Below are 21,366 nucleotides of genomic sequence, written 5' to 3' on the forward strand. Positions count from 1 at the left end.
CTTAAAAACCTTATCTTTGTACTTAATCGTCTTATTATGTCCGGGAACCTGCACATACTGTCGGAAGACTTGATTTTTTCCATAATCAACCATATCTCGGAAATGGTGGTAGGTGTGGAAAAGATAACCGGAATATACACACATCCCGAAACAGAAGACGTACGCGGTATTACTTTACAATACCGGAACAACCGGTTGCAGGAGCATGAACTGAACTTTTCAGGTATAGAAGACCAACTTCACGGCCTCAGACACGAAAACAATAAATACAGGTGGATAGATAATTCCCAGGTACCATTTGACACGCATTACGAGGCGAAATCGCAGTTGAACATATTTGATGAGTTGAACCACCTGATATTACTCGTTACAATTCCGGGAGCTATAAGACAAGAAAAAGATATATTGTTGATTTACTTCAAAGACGATATCAATGCCTTTGGTGTGCAACACCAAAAATCATCTTTGAGCACGGACAACAAATCCATCATCGGGCATTTACTTTCCGGATCGGTTCATTCATATTGCAAGCTTTTTTGGCAGGAAAAAGAAAAGTTTAACCTTTTTACCCAAAAAACAAGCAGGATATTAGAACAACAACGTTCTGTGAATAAAGGTGATGCGAGAAAAGAAGAGCTAGAAGCCATCATTTTCTCCTGGGGCTGACCAATACCTGCTCAATTGTAGCAATTCTGATGGCCTTAATTATGTTTACTCAAGAGAAGCCATTAATAAGATAAAAGAATTTAAAGGAGAATTCTCATCATTACAAAAAGCAATAAAAGAAGCCATCGAATATACAAAATTGATAGTTACAGGAGTAAACAAGAAGGTGCAAGCTGAATATATTGAATATGTTACAGATGTGAATTACACCATAAACAAAGGTGGTTTACATGAGACAACACATCTTTCGTTACGATTGCAACGTGTATATGAATTTTTGGACCGACTAGAAACGGCCGGTCTCAAGGTGGATCGCATGGAACTTAACCTTACAGGGACAAATATAGGTAACGCCATGGAAGATAAACCGATAACAGCAGCGGCTATATCGGACTATGTTGGCAAAAACAAGGAACGTATCAACCTCCTCTTTGAGAAATACCCCAACAAATGGGGCTTTATCAGAAATAATTTTAAGTCCATTATCAACGTGACCTCTCGCACTAACAATCAATCCAGGAGTTGGATGTAAAAAGGTGTCCTTAGGCAACCATAGTAATATGATAAAATTGATTGTTCGGTGAGCGATTCATGGACTGCTTGCAGAAATGAGCAGCCAAGACTGTTGGTCATCTATCACTGTATTAAACAAGGCGTTTATCTGCAAAACAATAACTCAGGTTATAACATTACACAACAATCATCAAGTGGACACTTGAGATTGGATTACATATGTAACAACCCATCATATTATCCGGTTATTGCAATCCCAAAGCGAATCCGGGAATAATTTATTTTGATTTTATTGGTTTAGTAAAGATCTATTGATTCTTTTGATGAGTCCAGGACCTTCATATATAAAACCAGTATAAATCTGTATTAAATCAGCACCTGCCTCAATTTTTCTTTTGGCATCTTCCTCACTGTGAATTCCGCCCACGCCTATGATAGCAAATGACTTAGCGGAGCGTTCAGCCAGGTATTTAATCACATGATTACTTCTGTCGGCAATTGGCCTACCGCTCAATCCCCCGTTTCCAATATTGTTTAACATCTGGCTAGGGGTAGTTAAATTGGTTCTGTTTACGGATGTATTACTAGCTATTACACCATCGATTTTTGTTTCCTGAACCACCTCAATTATTTCATCAAGTTGATTATTATTGAGATCTGGGGAAATTTTTAAAACAATTGGTTTACGTTTTGTACTTTGTAGGCTATCATTTTGCAATGTATTTAATAATTCTATCAAATATGATTTATCCTGTAATTTAGCAGTAACCCCAACATTGGGGCAGCTAACGTTTACAACAAAATAATCTACATAATCATGTAACTCCCTAAAACATGTAAGATAATCGCTGGTGATTTGTTGTTCCGGAATACCCGTATTTTTGCCGATGTTGCCTCCAATTACAACTTTTCCTTTATTTTTCTTTAATTGCTCAACCGCTTTTTGAACACCATCATTATTAAATCCCATCCTATTTATAATGGCTTCATCTTCAATCAATCTAAATAAACGTTTTTTAGGGTTTCCATCTTGAGCGTTGGGAGTAACTGTTCCAATTTCTATAAAACCAAAGCCCAAATCTGCAAGTTCGTTATATACTTCGGCGTTTTTATCTAAACCGGCAGCTAAACCAACAGGGTTTTTAAATTTTAATCCCATGACCACCTTCTCCAGCCTTTTATCCTCTAATCGATATAATCTTCTAATTAGGAAACCTATACCTGGCAAATTAAAGGTTACTTTTATTGTAGCTACTATAAAGTGATGTACCTTTTCTGGGTCGAATTTGAAAAAAATGGGTCGGATAAGATATTTGTACATTGCTCAATTATTTAAAAATCGCACAAAGGTAAGTAATTACGGATGATATCCAAAGAAGGTCTTTTATTGTAACCAATATCGAATGGTACCCAAAAACCACCGGAAGATTTCTCAGGTATTTTTAATGAAACATCAATTTTTTAATCGGACTGTTTAAACCATTTTTAATGTAAAACATTGCACTAATTGTAAGTGTTACATATGTAAACTCACCCATCCTTTAGCGGGACACCCGGGGGTACCGGCATAAGGAAGCCCTTTATTTAAGGTTTTACGGCCTATTGGAGTTTCAAAAATTAAAAAAGTAATCCATACGTTCCGGTCACTCACCTTTATTAGGCCTGTAGGTATCGAAAGTTCCATCGTTATAAAAAAACACGATATGATCCAGTTGTTTGCGTGAATTTAATGGAGAAATTACCTTAGGCTCCTTTTGCGATAGATATGGTGCCCTTTCTTCGGGTTCTTTGGCCTGTTCTGTATTATTATTTTTTTGTTGCTTAATCGGCTTTATTTCTTCTTTCGTCACTTCCTTCTCAGGCTTTTTCTCCTCGAATAAGGTAGGATCGGGAACCGGTATGGAATTATTGTTCGTGCTGTTCCTGTACATCGCGCCCTGTCCCAGCAGCAGCCAATCTGGATTAATATGGGGGAATTTAACCAACACTTTCTGCAAAAACTCCAGGCTAGGATTGTTTCTTCCCGATAAAAGATGGGATATGCTGGATCTGTTTACGCCCACAATGTCGGCAAACTTGGACGATGCGAGCTTTTCTGTAGCCAATAATGTCTGTAGTCTTTGTTTCATATGTGTATTTTTCTTTCAACGGTCATTACCTGTCCCGACATTCGTTGCCAGCACCGAACTCCCGAGAATATTTAATTCCTGATTCAAGTTTGGGACTGGCTTTTGCCAAATGTGCGATACGTTAGATTGAAAACCTGTGTGTGTTACAAATGTATATGTGACCATTGTAAACATTAATTGCAATATTTAATTTAAAGCAGGTGCGTACATGTGTAAATATCAATCTCCAATAATCTCTATACAAATGTAACAACAATTTACAAATTGTAAAATTAATATGTGCATAAAAATTCTATTACACCTATGATATTAGTCGTGTACAAATACTTCTATACCTAAACTTCAGACTATCTATATGTTTCATTAATAATATATTAAACTAAAGCTTTAAACGAATACCATAAATAGCACAATAAAAGATACATAACATTTAGTTTTACCAAAATTAACCAGTTATTAAAAGCATTTTTAAAGCTTCTGCTTATACTGGCTTTTCCTATCTATTGCACTGATTATTATGCAATAAAGTACGTTTTTTGTGTTCTGTAAACCATATGTTTAATTAAACCTCATATACGAATGGTATACAGGGTATTATATGTTTTACGAGCGATCAAATACACATTTATAACGGACTTTATCCATCTGTTGCCTATATTTATTAATGTATAAATTTGTATAAACATTATATATGACTGTAATACAGTATATTATGTATATTGTATAAAAATACTAAAGCATAAAGTCAGCTTATTGGGACAGTAAATTTTAAGGTTGCATAATTGTTTACAATAACACATCCCTCCCCTTTTTGAATAGTCGCTTAAATATATGAAAGGTTATTTGATGTAACTCAGGAAACGATCACATCGATGATTTTCGTAAAAGTATAGATTACATATGTAACTTTTCGATACAACATATTTAATATTCCTGAATTCATTGAATGTTACATATGTAACTATATTCTGGAATTCTGAATCATTAAGACAAAGCTAGTTGTTCAGGTAGTAACGTATTCTGTTACCTGTTCTTTCTCTTGGCTACTAATGTCTTTGTCTGTGACAAGTTACAGTCTTAAATAGTATACTTTTGTAAAGACTTTATTATTATCTGTCGAAATTATACTTATTCTCCATATATTATACATAATGTCATACAGCATTTGACTTAATGCTTAAGTTCTATATTATGAACCTGTGACAAACAGATCATTTTACAAAAGACTCTCACCGTATTCGTTATGTTAAGTTTATTTTAGAACAAGAAGCAAAAAAAAGGCCTTGTGATAAACAAGACCTTTCAACTAGATTTTAGCAATATTATTACTTGAACTCTTTTTTGAGTACTTCCGCCCATTTTTCTATTCTTTCATCAGAAAGTGCTGCCTGGTTTTCAATATCCAATGCCAGTCCCACAAACTGGTCCCCGCGTTGAGCCCTTGAACTTTCGAACTCGTATCCTTCGGTCGATGTAAAACCAACCACCTTTCCTCCTCTTGCTTCGAGAAAGTCGGCCATGATACCAATTCCATCCACAAAATTTTCAGGATAGCCTTTTTGATCTCCGCCTCCAAAAAGGGCAAATGTTTTTCCTTCCAACGAATCATCCTCTACCGAAGGTAAAAACTCGTCCCAATAATTAGGCAGCTCTCCGTCGAACCACGTTGGTACGGCCAATATGTAATTTGAGAAGCCCATAAACTGTTTCTGTGTAGCTTCTTCCACATTAACTTCTTCAATATTATTTTCACCCAAAGCTTTACTCATTTTTTGAGCCTGCTGTCTGGTTTTAACTGAATTAAAACTGTAAAATAATCCTATTTTCTTCATAAGTAGTCTGTTTGATTAATAAGCCAATAATTCTGCCGCTGCATCCTTTATTTTCTGGGTGTTAGGCAAGGTTGCCGCCTCTAAGGTTCTGTTAAATCCGACTGGCGTAAATGTGGAACCCACTCGTTTGATGGGTGCGTCCAGGTACTGAAAGCCTATTTCGGCTATTGTTGCGACTACCTCTCCGCCAAAACCACTAAAAACCTTATCCTCATGCACAACAAGCAATTTAGATGTTTTTTTGACAGATTCCAATATCGTTTCCTTGTCCAACGGAATTAAGGATCTCAGGTCGATCACCTCTATGTTGCCCTTACCTTCCTCATTCAGTGCATCGGCTGCTTCCACACACATATGCGTTGTGTTTCCGTAGGTAATAATGGTCAAATCTGCTCCCTCTCGTCTGATACGGGCTTTTCCATACGGGACCTCAAATTCATCGGGAATAGGTGTTGCGGCCTTAGGAGAATTGTATAAGGCCTTGGGTTCCAAAAACAAGGTCATCCCTTCGGAACGCATGGCTGTGCGTAACAGGCCAGCTGCATCATCCGCATATGAAGGATATACCACCCGTACGCCGGGGAACGTGGTTAAGGCGCCTTCAATATTTTGGGAGTGATAAAGACCTCCACCGATATATCCCCCAGAAGCCAGCCTTACCGTAATATTTGGAGAATACTGCCCCTTTGTCCGCCAGTACTCATGGGTAGTTTCAACAAACTGTTCCATGGCCGGCCAAAAATAGTCAGCGAATTCGGCCCCTTCCACAACTATGCGGATTTTCTTGTTAAAACGGGACATACCGTTGGCCGTTCCCATAATATAATCCTCAGCTATTGGTGCATTGAAAACACGTTGATGGCCAAACTCTTGTTGCATCCCCTTAGAAACGTTAAAGATACCTCCTTTGTCCTTGTTGGCCATATCCTGGCCCCAGATATAGGTATCCGGGTTTTTCCTGAACTCTTCTTTCAGTGTCCCGTTTAACGCTTCAATCAGTTTTTTGGGTTCTCCTTGTTCGTTATGTAAACCATCGGGATATTTTTTCGGAACATAAGCCGGTGCAAACACAAAGTCATGGATGCTTTCCGGTGTCGGATGCGGAGCGGCGAGACCGGCTTTATGGGCGGCTTTCACCTCGGCCTTTACTTTTTCGTCAATCTCGTTCAGCTCTTCTTCGGTCGCACGTTCGTAACGGGTCAGCAATCTTCTGAACTTCGCAATCGGGTCGTATTCCTGTACGTAGTTTAATTCTGCTTTATCACGGTATAATTCGTGCCTGTCGGAATTCGAATGCGAATGAATACGAACACAGTTGGCATGCACGATGACCGGTTTTTGTTCTTCCTCGGCCCATTTTACGGCCTCTGCCATGGTGTTCATGGAATCGAATACATCTTTTCCGTTGCAATATAATATCCTAAGGTGCTTTAGCCCCTCAAAATTCTTGGCGACTTTTCGGTTTGCGGTTTGATCTTTCTTGGGCACCGAGATACCATACCCATTGTCCTGGAACACAAAGACTACCGGCAACTGCTCATTGGAAGCTCCGTTTATGGCCTCATACACATACCCCTCCGACACAGAAGATTCTCCTTGTGAACTGATAGCTACCCCCTTTGACTTATAGGTCTTGATGGCCCTGGCTATTCCCGTTGCATGCAAGGTATGGTTGCCGGTACATGAGGACACGTTATGAATGTTCCATTCAGGTTTGGCAAAGTGGTTAGACATATGGCGGCCACCACCGGCAACATCCGCGTCTTTGGATATACCGTTGTAAATGATTTCCTCCGCCGTCATTCCTGCTGAAACACAAGTCTGTAAATCTCTGTAATACGGAAAAAGGTGGTCCTTGCTCCTATCAAAATTCTGCCCGATAGCCAATTGTATTGCGTCGTGCCCTGCGGCGGGTGCATGGTACGACCAACCTATGGCTTGTTTCAAATAGTTGGGAGCGCGTTCGTCGAGACTCCTACCTAGCTTCAATAGGTAGTACCATTTTAAAAGCGTATCCTTTTCTGCGGTTTTTATCTTATATGTTTCTGTTACTTCTGATTTCATACTGATTTAGTTTTTGTTATACGTCTGTCCAGGTTTTAAATTGCTCTATTGATATCAAATTGTTCCAGGTAATCACCAATCCTACGAAGGAAGTTCCCTCCCAGAGCTCCATCCACTATGCGGTGGTCGTAGGAAAGGGACAAGAACATCTTGTGTCGGATACCGATCATATCACCCGTTGGAGTTTCAATGACGGCAGGTTTCTTTTCGATTGAGCCTACTGCCAGGATAGCCACCTGAGGTTGGTTTATTATTGGGGTACCTATGATATTTTTGAAAGAGCCAAAGTTGGTTATGGTGAATGTTCCTCCCTGAATATCGTCAGGGGAAAGTTTGTTGTCCCGGGCCAGGCCTGCCAACCGGTTTACGTCAGAGGTCAGTCCGGCCAGGTTTTTATGGTCGGCCTGCTTGATTACCGGAACGATCAAGTTGCCACTAGGGAGTGCGACCGCCATTCCGATATTCACGTTTTTGCGGTAAATAATGTTATGTCCGTCCACTGATGCATTCACTCCAGGGAAGTCGCGAAGTGCCCGTGCAGTTGCCTCAAAGAATATGGGTGTGAATGTAATCTTCTCACCATATTTCTCCTGATAGGCAGCCTTGTTTTTGTTGCGCCACAATACAATATTCGTCATGTCCACTTCCACAACAGCAGTAACATGAGGCGAAACCTGTTTTGACATGACCATATGATCGGCGATCATCTTCCGCATGCGGTCCATTTCAACAATCTCATCTTCGGCATTGACCGAAACAGGGGGACTTTGAACAGGAGCCTTAGCTTTAGGTGCGGAAGCGGAAGGCGACGGTTTACTTGCTGCCTGAGCAGGAGTACTCGCTCCTCTGGTTTTAATATAGTTTAATATATCTGCTTTGGTAACCCGGTTGTTTTGCCCAGTACCTTTCATCGAATCAAGTTCTTGTACAGATACCCCTTCTTCTTTGGCAATACTTTTAACAAGCGGGGAATAAAACTTATCCGATACACTAAAGTCATGTTCGCCAGATACTTGCGACGCAGCCACAACGCTTTTCTCTATTTCTTTCGCCTCTTTGGGTTCAGACGAGGAACTGTTTGCGGCTCCTTCAGATCCTTCTAACGCTATAATTGCCACTGCTTTTCCAACCGGAACCAATGCATCGGTTTCGAACAAGATTTCATGGACGGTTCCGGCTACGGGAGAAGGTATCTCGGAATCCACTTTGTCCGTGGCTATTTCCAACAGCACATCATCCTCTTCTATTTTGTCGCCCACGGACACGAACCATTTTGTGATGGTTGCTTCCTCGACGCTCTCGCCCATTTTGGGCATAAGGATTTCGAATGTTGACATTGATGACGCAGGTGCACTTGAAGGTTGTTCTTTTACTTCCTCTACAGCCTTCACTTCAACCGTCTCCGATTTTGCTTCACCTGCGGATTCCGTGCCCTCCAGTTCGATAATGGCTACGGCTTTGCCCACAGGTACCAGCGCATCTGTTTCGTAAAATAATTCTTTTACAATCCCGGACACCGGGGATGGTATCTCGGAATCTACTTTGTCCGTGGCTATTTCCAACAGCACATCATCTTCCTCTATTTTATCTCCAACCGACACGAACCACTTTGTAATTGTTGCTTCCTCAACGCTCTCGCCCATCTTGGGCATAAGAATTTCAAATGTTGACATATTGTTTTATTTATATTTGTTCTAAATAAGAATCGGTCAAAAATCTACAGTTTTTATTTGAACCGAATCTAAAAAAGTAATGTGTTTTGTTTAAATATTGAAGGAATAATCAAACACTCTTGGTTATCATATAACATTTTGTTTAGGTTATTCGATACATAAACAAGCAATTGTAAAAATGGTTCTGAAATTCTGAAATATCTTTTGGATAGTATGCTTTTCTGTATCCTTAATAAGTTAAATTTCATCGTAAGGCAGGATTTGTTTGGTTTAAAACATTTATATTCATCCAATCGTTTTGTTTATTCCTTAACCACAGTATGTCGACAAAATTAGGGTCTTAAAAACCTTGATTTTTAAGACTATAAAAATACAAATGAACATCTTGTAGATGTACTGTTTGTTTTCGGAATATAATAATCGCGATTATTTATGCCATATCTTGGAATCCGCTAACCATGCTTTTTATCAATTTCGACGGCGCTAAAAAAAGTAAGCTTTCAAAAGATCAACTCAATATCATTTATCGAAAAGTACTTTTGGGAATTTATTTGCCCGCGATAACCTTTTTCCCAAAAAACTATTTCATCGGGAATCAAGTTACCCCTGCAAAAACCGATTCTCACAGCATCCTTATCAACCCTCCCCCCAGGTACCGACGACGGCCAGATAAAAACTACTCGTTTGCGGATATAAAAATAAGGCACGCTATAAGTCAATTTTACGTGCAGTAAGGCATACAACTAAAAATAAGATCCTACAAAAAACGAACAATCCTTAATTCATCTTCAGGAAGGAAGCCCATAAAATCTTCGATAGAATCAAATTTTATGGGCTGTATTTTATTCATGGAAATTGAGTATCGGACTATTCTACAATCTTCATTTCGGTCCTGCGGTTTTTAGCCCTACCCTGCTCGGTTTCGTTACTTTCTACGGGGTTGTTCATGCCTTCGCCTTTAAACGACAACCTACTTGTATCAACGCCGGCATCCACAAGGTATTGGTAAACCTGTTGCGCCCTTTGCATGCTCAACTTTTGGTTATAGGCCGCAGAGCCCACATTATCGGTATACCCCAATAATTGAAAATTTGTTTGAGCATTTTCCTTCAAGAACAACAACAACTTTTTTAGTTCCACTTCCGATTCAGGCTTCAGTTCATAGGAATCAGTCTCGAAGAAGATATTGTTGAGCACTATTTGTTCACCCACTTCCAACGGTTTTAGATATATATCGAGTATTTGGGGATCGTTGGCCGTGGCCGTCGAATCCATCCGAAAATTATCGGAATAAAACAGATAGCCCTTTTTAGAAACGTTTAAAGCATAGGATCCGTCAGCAGGCAAACAAACCAGGAACTCACCAGAAAACCCGTTAGACAATGCCTGCACCACCATTTTTCCGTTGCTAAGGTCCTTCAGTTCAAAAGATGCTTTCAGCTTTTCCCCGGTTCGGATATCGAACACCCGTCCCTTCACATACGACACTGACAACGGTCTGATTTCTTTAGGCATATCGAAACTATAAATATCCTTTCCACCAAAAGATTCGCCTAACCTGTCCGATGAAAAATAAGCTTTATCACCACTGGCTGTTACGATCAATCCCACTTCATCGCCCTCGGTATTTATGGGAACTCCCAAATTAATGGGATCTGAATCGATTTTATCATCTTTCATCCGGGACATAAACAAATCGGCCTTGCCCATGCCCGGCCAGCCTTCCGACGCAAAATACAGAGTCTTGTTATCGGGGTGGATAAAAGGAGATATCTCGTTTGAAGGGGTATTGACTTTATCGCCCAGGTTTTCCGGCTTTCCAAAGAATGGCGTACCGTCCGACTTTATGCCCAATAACGATGCCCGCCAAATATCATTGCCCCCCTTGCCTCCGGGCCGGCTGCTGGTATAATACAGGGTTTTACCGTCCGACGCAAACGAAGGTTGCGATTCCCAATACGGTGTATTCACAGGGGCACCTATATTTTTAGGCGAACTCCAGCCTGTTGCGGTTCTTTGGCTAAAATAAATATCGCAAGACCCTTTACTATCACTTCTTCCGCAGGCCGTGAAAAACATCCAGTTACCATCCGACGACAAGGTTTGGGCGCCTTCGTTACTCATGCTGTTTAAGGGTGCCGACAGCTGTGTCCTGTTACTCCATTCCCCTGATTCATCTTTTACCGACCTAAAGAAATCCTCATGATAACGATTGGCCATGGCATTTGCATAAGGCATTTTTGTAACCAGGGAATCGCGTTCCACCATGACCGTATATACCAATGTTTGCCCATCGGCCGTAATACTTGGCCAATACTCGTTATTTTTGCTGTTAACGGCAGGGCCCAAATTTTCAGCTTCAATGACCAACTGTTTTTCTATCGTTTTTTGTGCAAACCTAACCCTTGCCAACCAATCTTCTGCTTTCTTCTTCTGCTCATCATCCTTTGTTTTGGCAGAATACTTCTTAAACCAACCCTCGGCCTTTTCAAATTCTTTGATCTTAAAATTGGCTACTCCCAAATTATAATAACTAAAAATAAAAAAGGTAGAATCCAAGCCAACCACTTTCTCCAGGTAATCTATTTGTGATGAATAGTCTTTTTTTTCGAAACTCACCTCTGACAGTAACAGGTGAGCTTCGATAAACTGAGGGTCTTTATTTATAGCTTGGACCAAAGGCCTCTCTGCTAATTCATATTTATGCGATTTGTAAAAGGACAATCCCTTTTTGTAAAGTGTAGCTGCTTTTTTTGATTGGGTAGATAAATTCTGGGCATCTGCCATCAACGACAGGGTTAATACAGCTATTAATCCCAAAAACTTTATATATTTTGGTATAATTCGGTTTACTAGCGATTCCATATTATAGTTTGTTCAAGCAAAAATAAGACAAATGTGCAAATCAATTCAATAATCGAACATATTTATATTATCAACATATATTTCTCTAAGCCCCTTAATTTGTTTGCATCTTGTATCTTGACAAGTTCTCGTTTGTGTCGTAATTTTATAGCTTACAACAGGATTCACAAACAAAGCGCCTATTAAATCAAGAAACCTTATAAACATACGTAATGAATACAAAAGAGGTTATGAAATCACAGCAAAAAAAGGATGTGGCATTGGTATTAGATTCACTGCTATTGTCTCAGGAAAAAGGGGATTTCGCTCTTTTTTCAAGTTGTTTTGCAAACCAAGAAGATGTGGTTCACATTGGTACAGACCTGGATGAGTATTGGGAAAGCAGGTCCAATTTCATGAATCACATGAAGCATATGGTCGATAGGCGGAAAGGCCTAAAAATAATGTCGGACAACACCCGTATACAAATATCGGATATTGGTGATACTGCTTGGTATACGCAACTGATTGATACCAGTATCGAAACCAAAGGAGACCCATTCAGGCTGGAGGGATTCAGGCACAGCGGGGTAATGGTAAAGAATAATGGCGAATGGAAAATTGTACAATCGCATATATCGGTAGCCTTGGACCATCCTGGAGATGAACTGCCTGGGTGACCACCTTTATTCAACTATTTGATATAATTTTTTTTTGGGTCGGTAAATCATTATTACCGGCCTTTTTAAATGAAATGCACGTTTGGTTTATGGACCAGAAAGAAATAAGGGAGAAGGTACTCAATTGCAGGTCGAAACAGGACGCTCTGCTGCTTTCCTCCTTTATTGTTAAAAATCCGGTATTTATAGAGGAACTTTTCGTTTTAATGCGGAACTACAAAAACAAAAAATACTGGCTTGCGGCATGGGTACTGGATCATGTTTTTGAGGAAAGTCCTGAATTGCTCCTGCCATACATGGACCCAATGATCGAACTTTTCCAAACTACAAAATCAGGCAGCATCCAGAGAATTGTTGGCAAATTATTGTCGTTTAACGATATAACAGACAAAGTCGATGGTAGTTTTGTTAATATCTGCTTTGATATGCTTACTTCACAAACAATTCCGGTCGCAGTAAAGGTTCATGCGATGCAACTGGTATATAATATTTCAACAAAATTTCCGGAACTAAAGCCAGAACTGAAACTTGTTATCCAAGAACAAATTCCTAACAATACGGTTGCTTTTGCAGCCCGTGCAAAAAGACTGTTAAAAAAGCTTTAAAAATTCATTTTTCTTTAGTTTGTGTTTGCAAGGAAAGAAACTTTTCTTATGTCTTTTGTTAAGAAAACGTCAAATACAAAGCCAGCTCCTTGTTAGCTGAGTCTTTTGATTTTTTATGAAAATAAACAAGTGCACTAATCGAAGATGACTGATTCTAAAATGAGCGTATCATACCCAATACCTTCTGTCGCTTACAAAACGAAAATGCCGATTAAGAATAATTCGTCTTAACCGGCATTTATGTTGTCATAATTGATCGACTTAATTTACAATCGCTAATGTCCACCAAAATAAGCATGCTCAAAATCATGGAGCGTTTCCCGAAGCAATTTGATATACTTTAAATCGGTTCCTTGTTTGGCCTTCATGGCATATACCTGTATTTTGTGCATTAGCGTTAGCTGCTTGATATATTTGGCATAAGCCTCCGTTTCTGAGGGATCTTTCACCTTGATTCGTTGATGCATAAAATACTGGCTGGCAATGTCCTGAATTTTAGTGGCGTGCTCCTCTTTGTTAACCACCCAACGTACCATCTGATTGTAATCTTTCTCATCCTCTTCTGATAACTTAACAATCTGATTGATAGATTTTTCAATGGTTTCTATATGCTCATACAAAAGTGCAACACGGGTAGAATCCCCATAAATTCCGCAAGGTATTTCGCAGTGCGCCTTAACCTTGTTTGAAACACTAACAAGTGCAATTGTCAAGATAAGTACGCTAAAAATTTTAGTAGTCGATTTCATTTTTTTGTCTTTATAAATTAACAATTAGAAAACCAGAGATAACAATTTTTGTTCATAGATGAATGATGGGATTTTTATAGTCAGGGAGGCTATCCAATCAATTGAAAGACTGCTAAAGCCATGCTTCGTATGACCATATTGCTCTCATATTATGTAAGTTCCAGGATATATATCAGATTATTTCTTCAACTGATCCTTAAACAACTTTTGAAATTTTTCCACCTTGGGACCAACCACCATTCGGCAATAACCCTGATTGGGATTGTTGGCAAAGTATTCCTGATGATAATCCTCGGCCTGGTAAAACTTAGTAAAAGCGGTTACTTCTGTTACAATGGGGTCATCATACAATTTTTGTGCGTTAACCACTTTTATCTGCTCCTCGGCTATTCGCTTTTGTTCCTGGTTATGGTAAAAGATGGCAGATCGGTATTGTGTGCCCACGTCGGCTCCTTGTCGGTTTAGGGTCGTGGGGTCGTGGACGGACCAAAACACGGTCAGTAATTCGCCAAAGGATATTACATCGGCGTCATAGGTTATTTGGCAAACCTCGGCATGCCCTGTGCTACCGGTGCACACCTCCTTATAAGTAGGACTTGCCTCGTGTCCCCCGGAATATCCGGATTCCACGGAGATAACGCCTTCCAATTGGTCGTAAATAGCTTCCACACACCAAAAACAGCCCGCTCCCAGCGTGGCCTTTTCTTTATTTTTTGCTTCTGAACTCATAAATAAAAATAATACTATCGAAATTAAAAATAGTCCCTTCATTTCCCTCTTCTTTAATAAGCCTACCATGCACATAAAGGAGTACAATAATAAGCTTTCATTGTTAAAGATGAAACAATATTTATCCAGAAGGGTTCACCGTCCACTAATTACACTCAATTATTACAAAACTCATCGGATGAATATAAAACTTATAATAACATTACACAGGGTAAATCCGTTGACAAATATTAAATTTGTTGCATTAAAAACAAAAATATGAGTAACGGATATCCTCCCTTGGCAGAACGCCAACGCCCAACATCTTTGGATCAATATATAGGACAGAAGCACCTTGTTGGCAAGGATGCTGTTTTGCGCAAGATGATTGACTCGGGTGTGATATCGTCCATTATTTTGTGGGGACCTCCGGGGGTAGGAAAAACCACCTTGGCAAAAATTATCTCGCAACAACTCAACCGCCCCTTCTATAACCTCTCAGCTATTAACTCCGGTGTAAAGGATGTTAGGGAGGTGATTGAAAAAGCAAAGAAAAGCAAGTTTTTCAATAGCCCCAATCCTATTCTGTTTATCGACGAGATTCATCGTTTTAGCAAATCGCAGCAGGACTCACTTTTAGGAGCTGTGGAACAAGGAATCGTTACTTTGATTGGAGCTACTACCGAAAACCCTTCTTTTGAAGTGATATCTCCCCTCCTATCTCGAAGTCAGGTGTATGTGCTTAAATCATTGGAGGTTGAAGATTTACGGGAATTGGTAAAAAAAGCCCTGAACACGGATGAACTCCTGAAAAATAAAGAAGTCGACATTAAAGAGGAAGAGGCACTGTTCCGTTTTTCCGGGGGTGATGCGCGTAAACTGCTTAATATTATAGAGTTGGTTGTGAATGCCAATGACGGCGACAAGATTGAAGTCACCAATGAGAGCGTCACCAAGTGCCTGCAATCGAACCCGGCTGCCTACGATAAAAACGGAGAGATTCATTATGATATCATCTCGGCCTTTATCAAGTCTATCCGAGGCAGCGATCCGGATGCTGCAGTGTACTGGCTGGCTCGCATGGTGGAGGGTGGTGAAGATCCCAAATTTATTGCCCGTAGATTGGTTATTTCAGCGGCGGAAGACATCGGTATGGCCAATCCCAATGCCTTATTGTTGGCTAACCAATGCTTTGAAGCTATCAAGATGGTGGGGTGGCCGGAAGGAAGGATAATTCTGTCCCAAACCACTATTTATCTGGCAACAAGCCCTAAGAGTAATGCATCTTACCTGGCTATTAAAAAAGCACAGGAATTGGTTAGAAGAACCGGTAACTTGCCGGTACCCTTGCATTTACGCAATGCGCCAACCAAATTGATGAAGGACCTGGGCTACGGTAAGGAATACAAATATTCGCACGACTATCCGGAAAATTTTGTAGAACAGGATTTTATGCCCGATGAAATTAAGAATGCCAGGTTGTACCAACCCCAAAACAATGCGCAAGAGAATAAAATTTTGGAAAGGTTAAAAAGGTTGTGGAAAGGAAAATATAACAATTAGCCGAATATTATTAGCTAATTGCTATAAGTTATTGAATTATTTTAGCTTTTCCTTAAAAAAAGCAACGGTTCTGCTCCAGGCAAGTTGAGCAGCTTTTTTATCGTAACGTGGTGTGGTATCATTATGGAAACCGTGGTTTACATTGGGATAAATATAAGCTGTATATTCTTTGCCATGTTTTTTAAGCGCTTCTTCATAGGCCGGCCACCCTTCGTTCACCCTATTGTCGAGACTGGCAAAATGAAGCAATAAGGGCGCTTTTATTTGAGGCACCAATTTTGTATCCGGCTGACCGCCATAAAACGGCACGGCCGCAGACAAACCAGGAACTTTAACCGCCATCATATTCGAAATCCATCCACCAAAACAAAATCCGACAACCCCTACTTTTCCGTTACAGTCCTTATGCGCTCTCAAATATTCATACGCAGCGATAAAATCCTCCAACATTTCGTTGCGGTCCCGTTTGCGCTGCATCGTTCTGCCATCGTCATCATTTCCCGGATAACCTCCCAATGGAGAAAGCGCATCAGGTGCAAGCGAAATAAATCCGGCGAGGGCGGCTCTTCTTCCTACATCCTCTATGTGCGGGTTAAGCCCCCTGTTTTCGTGCACCACAATAATGCCCGGCAATTTTATTTTGGGGCTGGAAGGCTTGGACAATAACCCCTTTATCTGTCCACCGCCTAAAGTCGATTCATAGCTTATAGTTTTTGAATCTAATCTGGCATCATCAGGTTTTATTTGAATGGCCTTAACATAGTTGGGCATTATAAAACTGAGCAGCGCAGATACGGTCACACCACCTACCGCATAAACAGCCAGTTTTTCAACAAACTGCCTTCTATCTAATTTATTATGGGCATAGGCATCGTATAAGTCAAACACCTCCTGTTTAACATCTTCTTTTTTAATTTTTCGCATCATCTCAAGGTTTGTTGTTTAACCTTTAATAACACTAATTTGTTCAGGATGAATTTTATTCTAAAGCTTACTCAAACTGTCTTTTCCGGAACCAGCCTTCCAGCATCGACATACTGACACTAATTCCATAATAATTTTCGGTGATAAGCGTATTATTGGCGGTACCTCTTTGCCCATAATTGATGCTCATATTTAAATATGAATTTTTAGAACGCATCGGAATTCCGATACCTGCGGTAATCCCTCTGTCCAGAATAGTTTTCCCTTTAACTTCTATATAGGAATCTTCGTAATACCCCCCTAACCGCCAGGTGTATGGGTTTGCCCTTCTGCTTTTCCGTCTTTGGTACTCCAAACCGCCACTGAACCGATGACTATCCTTATAATTTGCCAGCGAATTGCCATAATCTATATTGGCCCAATTCTGAAACCGATAATCTACGGCAACCTGTATACCGTGATGATTCATCCATCCCAGTCCACCTCCGTAGGTAGCGGGTATTTTATAACTTTCCCGATCTAAATCTTCGTAGATACCTGCTCCACTGGTGCTGGAAGTCACTACCTCGCGGCTGGTTTTAAAGTTTGCCTCGGGACTGTATGTGGCGCCAACAAACACATTGCTTTTCGCCAAAGGAATTTTGTACTGAAAACCTGCTTCTAGGTATATCTGCTGTAAGAAATCGGCATATTCTATATCCAATTCACCTCCAATAACGCTTGAGTAATAGTTTTCCTGCTTTGTCAGTTTCCCGAAAATATAGGACAACTCCAATCCCAGCGAAAGGTTTTTTCCCAACGTCAACGAATTACTCATGGCCAGTTTGTTCAGCCCCCCGGATCCTTCGTAGCTTTTCGATATTTGCATTGTGGTACCCTCAATGTAATCAGTCGATAAAATATTGTAGCCCACCGATGAATACTGTGAAATATTAAATGAAGTCACCCATCGCTTACCTGACCTAAAAGCCAGGTTAATATTGTTTAATCCGCCCGAGAGTCCGTTGCCCGACTCTGTGTCATGCTCATAGTTGGTGTAACTCGACCGTATTCCGAAATCAATCAGCATCTGCTCAGATTTTATGCTGCTTAGCGAAGCCGGATTTAATGAATTAACCGAATATTGCGATGGCAAAGCAATGCCTGCACCACCCATGCCCTGATATTTAACCGTGGCAGCGCTTTCTATTCTACCAACCCCAAAGTTTGTGTAGGCTGAAGGGGCTCCATTTTGGGCCGCAATCGTTTCTGTGAATAACAGAACTATGATAACTATTGTAAATAAGTGTATTATGCTTTGTTTCATGCGTTGAATATTTATTAAAACCCTTTAAACCAATTAGCTTGTACAATTAATTGCTTGCTACGTTAATCCAGGTTTAATAGTAATAGGTATAGATGTTTAATTTAGGCTCATAGTCCTTGTTCTTTTCGCCTCCCAATAAAACGGTAGTAAACGTTTCCCGCTCATAATCCGTTGGCAACCCAACCAAAATACATTGATCGGAATATTCAGAATTAAACTCCCCGGTTAATAAATTTTCGATGATATAGTCGGTAATATCAGCACTGTAGTACGGATTACTTTCATAATTGTCGACAGCATCATTGATTACCAAATTAACAGTATTACCTGAATTATCGGTATAATACGAAACCAGACTGTTAATCCGGTTAGATTCGTACAGCATAAGTTCTGAAGGCAAATCATTAATATCCTCTGCTTTATCCGTTGGCATCAAAACCAGTTCCACTTTTATAATCTGGTCGAGCTCAACAAGTTGTAAAACATTATTCAAACCGGGAAACCTTATCTTGGTCATCAGGCCTGAACTTCCCTGTACCAGTGTTTCATCATTTGTTTCTGTGGATCTTATATGTTCCTTTTGCTGTACCAATGGCGCAAACCGTGTTTCACTTCTATCCGCTTTCACTTTGTTAAACATATACGATGCATTGTCGATGCTAAAAGTTGCTTCCAGCTCCTCTTTCTCAAGATCCGTTCTATGGTAATACATTTTCAAACACAGTGAGGTATCGCTATACGCAAAACCGAGGGCCGTCCCGTTTTCTGGGTTGCCTTGAAGCACCAATCCATAAAAATAATCCTGGAAATCATCAGCTGTCAGAATTTCATCGGCATCTTCAATAAATAAATCGAATATCTTCTGTCCAAAAGCGTCGTTTAACCGTTGTTCCATCTCCTTACCCTTATATGGGTGTGGTAAAAATTCTATTTGTCCCAGGCTTTCCTCTTTAACATCCACCTCAGTAATATTATAGAAAGTTGTTTGGTCCAAATCATCCCAATTGGTGGCCAATTCCATGACATTCATATTAAAAACATCAGTTGTATCACCTAAGTAATAATTGTTGTAATACATGCAAATAGTAAGCGAATCGAAAACATCATCATCATCAAAGTTACTTGTGCTAGGTATTCCTAACCTAAATACCGGTTCTGAAATTATTTCACCAAATGTTTCATCTGTATAATCTCCCACCAATACAGACGACCTCCCCGATGTTTGGATAGAATCAATGACAACAGTGCTTAGTTCTAAAGAAAATGTGTCAATAAGCATGATACCCGATTCATCGTTGATGTATTCTTGTCCCATCTTAAGTTCATCGACACTCATGTCGTCGCATGAGTAGAGCACTAATCCAACAGTTATTGTTAATAGCAATAATATTTTATACATTTCAATTAATTTTAAAATGCAAAAAAAAGGATACTCAACTTAAAACACGAACAAGTAAGGCTAACTGGACTTATTTATCGACGAAATAGGCGATTTTATCGTTTATTTATTTTTTTGCTAAAATAGTTTTATAATAGCCAATCCCGTTTGCCATAGTTAATCTGCATCTTACACTACCAGTGCCTAACTGGTTTCCAGTAAAAAATCCTGTTAAGCGCCAATTCGTAGAAGAAAAGGCAATATTCGTCGATAAAATCCCATCTAGTGTCTAAGCTATGCCACATCGTGCAACACGGTAACGTATGTTTGCAGGGTTATTAATTATCAAAAACAATAAACAATTACTAAAGAAGATGATTAAACATTCACTATTTATACTATCGGCTATTTTTATCACTAGTATTTCATTTGTGAGCTGTAGCAACGACGATGACGATTATTTGGGTAACTGGGTCGAAATGGGAGACTTTGGCGGAGTGCCAAGAACGGAAGCTGTTTGCTTTACGATTGAGAATACAGCTTATATAGGCACGGGGTACTATACGGAGGAAGAAATTCGCTTAAAGGATTTTTGGTCCTACAATACCGATAATGGCTATTGGAAACAAATTGCAGAATTACCTGGCGTTGGCCGAAATGGAGCTATCGCATTTAGTTCGAGCACAAAAGGTTACGTAGGCACCGGTTATGATGGAGATGACAAACTAAAAGATTTCTACGAATATAACCCAACCACCAATACCTGGACACAGAAAAATGATTTTGGAGGTGATGCCCGATATGGAGCAACAGCATTTTATATCAATGGTAAAGGTCATGTGGGAACTGGTTATTGTGATATAGAGGTTAACTCTGAAGAAATTAGTGCTACCAATAAAGATTTTTGGAGTTATGATATTGAGGCAGACACTTGGCAAGAGATAGCCACTTTTAACGGTTCCAAACGAAGGGATGCCATGAGCTTTGTAATAAATGGAGAGGCTTATGTTTTAGGTGGCTATGATAACGAATACCTGGACGATATGTACAAATACAATTCCCAGGAAAATAACTGGACTGAACTAGGACATATCAGTGATTATGAAGATGATAGTTACGATGACGATTACACGATTGACAGATATAGTGGTGTTACTTTTGTTATGGACGGTAAAGCGTACGTAACTACAGGAATAAGAGGAGGTAACAACGTTGAAACATGGGAATATGAACCAAGTACAGACCGTTGGGAAGAAAAAACCGATTTTGAAGGTACTTCACGAAACGGAGCGGTTGCTTTTACAATTAACAACGAAGGGTATGTAGCCACTGGAGGAAATGGAAGCTACTCTTTTGACGACGTTTGGAAATTAAGCCCGGATGATGAATATGAAAGCAAGGATTAAATATGTTGCCATACTCATTGTTTTCACAAGCCTTGTTTCTTGCCAGTCCTCCAATCAAAAGGCGTATCTGGAAACATTCCATGAAAACGGGAATTGGGGCTACGAGATAAAGGTAAACAACAAGGTATACATTCATCAGGATTGTATACCGGCCATGGCAGGAAACAAACATTTTGCCAGCAAAAAAGAAGCAGAGCTGGTGGGTAAATTGGTACTGCGAAAAATAATGAATAAAGAAACGCCAGCTGTCAATACTGGGGAGTTACGACAGCTGGGGATTAAAGGTACTTCTTAACTGAAGTGTGGGATATGGTAAGGCCGGAGCG

18 protein-coding genes are annotated in these 21,366 nt (G+C 39.9%); 7 read left to right on the top strand and 11 right to left on the bottom strand.

Annotation, left to right across the window (positions count from 1 at the left end; genetic code table 11):
- Nucleotides 1–36: 36 nt before the first annotated feature.
- Nucleotides 37–666, top strand: coding sequence for a hypothetical protein (locus tag ACRD64_RS07890; RefSeq protein ID WP_430932746.1), 630 nt, complete (start codon nt 37–39; stop codon nt 664–666).
- Nucleotides 667–805: 139 nt separating this feature from the next.
- Nucleotides 806–1,198 (top strand): hypothetical protein, encoded by a 393-nt coding sequence (locus tag ACRD64_RS07895; protein ID WP_430932747.1) that lies wholly within the window; start codon nt 806–808, stop codon nt 1,196–1,198.
- Between the two features lie 270 nt (nt 1,199–1,468).
- Here the strand turns inward: ACRD64_RS07895 and ACRD64_RS07900 are convergent, their stop codons facing one another.
- From ACRD64_RS07900 to ACRD64_RS07925, 6 genes are all read right to left on the bottom strand, one after another.
- Entirely contained in the window at nt 1,469–2,500 is a 1,032-nt protein-coding gene (locus ACRD64_RS07900) for a quinone-dependent dihydroorotate dehydrogenase (protein ID WP_430932749.1), read from the bottom strand.
- Nucleotides 2,501–2,822: 322 nt separating this feature from the next.
- The gene (locus ACRD64_RS07905; protein WP_430932750.1) at nt 2,823–3,308 is read right to left on the bottom strand and encodes a helix-turn-helix domain-containing protein; all 486 of its coding nucleotides are present in this window, start codon (nt 3,306–3,308) and stop codon (nt 2,823–2,825) included.
- 1,325 nt (nt 3,309–4,633) lie between these two features.
- Complete coding sequence (locus ACRD64_RS07910; protein WP_430932751.1) at nt 4,634–5,140, bottom strand: flavodoxin; 507 nt, start codon at nt 5,138–5,140, stop codon at nt 4,634–4,636.
- A 15-nt stretch (nt 5,141–5,155) separates the two neighbouring features.
- Nucleotides 5,156–7,204, bottom strand: coding sequence for an alpha-ketoacid dehydrogenase subunit alpha/beta (locus ACRD64_RS07915; RefSeq protein WP_430932752.1), 2,049 nt, complete (start codon nt 7,202–7,204; stop codon nt 5,156–5,158).
- Between the two features lie 35 nt (nt 7,205–7,239).
- Complete coding sequence (gene sucB, locus ACRD64_RS07920; RefSeq protein ID WP_430932753.1) at nt 7,240–8,877, bottom strand: 2-oxoglutarate dehydrogenase, E2 component, dihydrolipoamide succinyltransferase; 1,638 nt, start codon at nt 8,875–8,877, stop codon at nt 7,240–7,242.
- 867 nt (nt 8,878–9,744) lie between these two features.
- On the bottom strand, nt 9,745–11,742 hold the full coding sequence (locus tag ACRD64_RS07925; RefSeq protein WP_430932754.1) for an OmpA family protein: 1,998 nt from the start codon (nt 11,740–11,742) through the stop codon (nt 9,745–9,747).
- 212 nt (nt 11,743–11,954) lie between these two features.
- Between ACRD64_RS07925 and ACRD64_RS07930 the strand changes: the two genes are divergently transcribed.
- A complete protein-coding gene (locus ACRD64_RS07930; RefSeq protein WP_430932755.1) occupies nt 11,955–12,401 on the top strand; it encodes a nuclear transport factor 2 family protein in 447 nt (148 codons plus the stop codon).
- A gap of 89 nt (nt 12,402–12,490) precedes the next feature.
- Nucleotides 12,491–13,006 (top strand): hypothetical protein, encoded by a 516-nt coding sequence (locus ACRD64_RS07935; RefSeq protein ID WP_430932756.1) that lies wholly within the window; start codon nt 12,491–12,493, stop codon nt 13,004–13,006.
- Between the two features lie 275 nt (nt 13,007–13,281).
- Here the strand turns inward: ACRD64_RS07935 and ACRD64_RS07940 are convergent, their stop codons facing one another.
- Nucleotides 13,282–13,755: a superoxide dismutase [Ni] gene (locus ACRD64_RS07940; RefSeq protein ID WP_430932758.1), complete on the bottom strand. Its 474-nt coding sequence runs from the start codon at nt 13,753–13,755 to the stop codon at nt 13,282–13,284.
- Between the two features lie 177 nt (nt 13,756–13,932).
- Nucleotides 13,933–14,526: a peptide-methionine (S)-S-oxide reductase MsrA gene (gene msrA, locus ACRD64_RS07945; protein ID WP_430932759.1), complete on the bottom strand. Its 594-nt coding sequence runs from the start codon at nt 14,524–14,526 to the stop codon at nt 13,933–13,935.
- 216 nt (nt 14,527–14,742) lie between these two features.
- On the opposite strand from msrA, the gene ACRD64_RS07950 reads away from it, so the two are divergent.
- A complete protein-coding gene (locus tag ACRD64_RS07950; protein WP_430932760.1) occupies nt 14,743–16,026 on the top strand; it encodes a replication-associated recombination protein A in 1,284 nt (427 codons plus the stop codon).
- Nucleotides 16,027–16,062: 36 nt separating this feature from the next.
- Here ACRD64_RS07950 and ACRD64_RS07955 read toward each other — a convergent pair whose 3' ends face one another.
- From ACRD64_RS07955 to ACRD64_RS07965, 3 genes are all read right to left on the bottom strand, one after another.
- Nucleotides 16,063–16,953, bottom strand: a complete 891-nt coding sequence (locus ACRD64_RS07955; RefSeq protein WP_430932762.1) for a dienelactone hydrolase family protein — start codon at nt 16,951–16,953, stop codon at nt 16,063–16,065.
- A 64-nt stretch (nt 16,954–17,017) separates the two neighbouring features.
- A complete protein-coding gene (locus ACRD64_RS07960; protein ID WP_430932764.1) occupies nt 17,018–18,256 on the bottom strand; it encodes a hypothetical protein in 1,239 nt (412 codons plus the stop codon).
- A 73-nt stretch (nt 18,257–18,329) separates the two neighbouring features.
- Entirely contained in the window at nt 18,330–19,655 is a 1,326-nt protein-coding gene (locus ACRD64_RS07965) for a DUF4270 family protein (protein ID WP_430932765.1), read from the bottom strand.
- 353 nt (nt 19,656–20,008) lie between these two features.
- Here ACRD64_RS07965 and ACRD64_RS07970 point away from each other — a divergent pair, with 353 nt between their 5' ends.
- Both ACRD64_RS07970 and ACRD64_RS07975 read left to right on the top strand, forming a co-directional pair.
- Nucleotides 20,009–21,040, top strand: a complete 1,032-nt coding sequence (locus tag ACRD64_RS07970; RefSeq protein WP_430932766.1) for a Kelch repeat-containing protein — start codon at nt 20,009–20,011, stop codon at nt 21,038–21,040.
- A complete protein-coding gene (locus ACRD64_RS07975; protein WP_430932767.1) occupies nt 21,024–21,335 on the top strand; it encodes a DUF4907 domain-containing protein in 312 nt (103 codons plus the stop codon). Before ACRD64_RS07970 ends, ACRD64_RS07975 begins: the two co-directional genes overlap by 17 nt.
- The last annotated feature ends 31 nt before the right edge of the window (nt 21,336–21,366 follow it).

Origin of the sequence: Saccharicrinis sp. 156, from assembly GCF_050589685.1 — a bacterium.
Taxonomy (GTDB): Bacteria; Bacteroidota; Bacteroidia; order Bacteroidales; family Marinilabiliaceae; genus Saccharicrinis.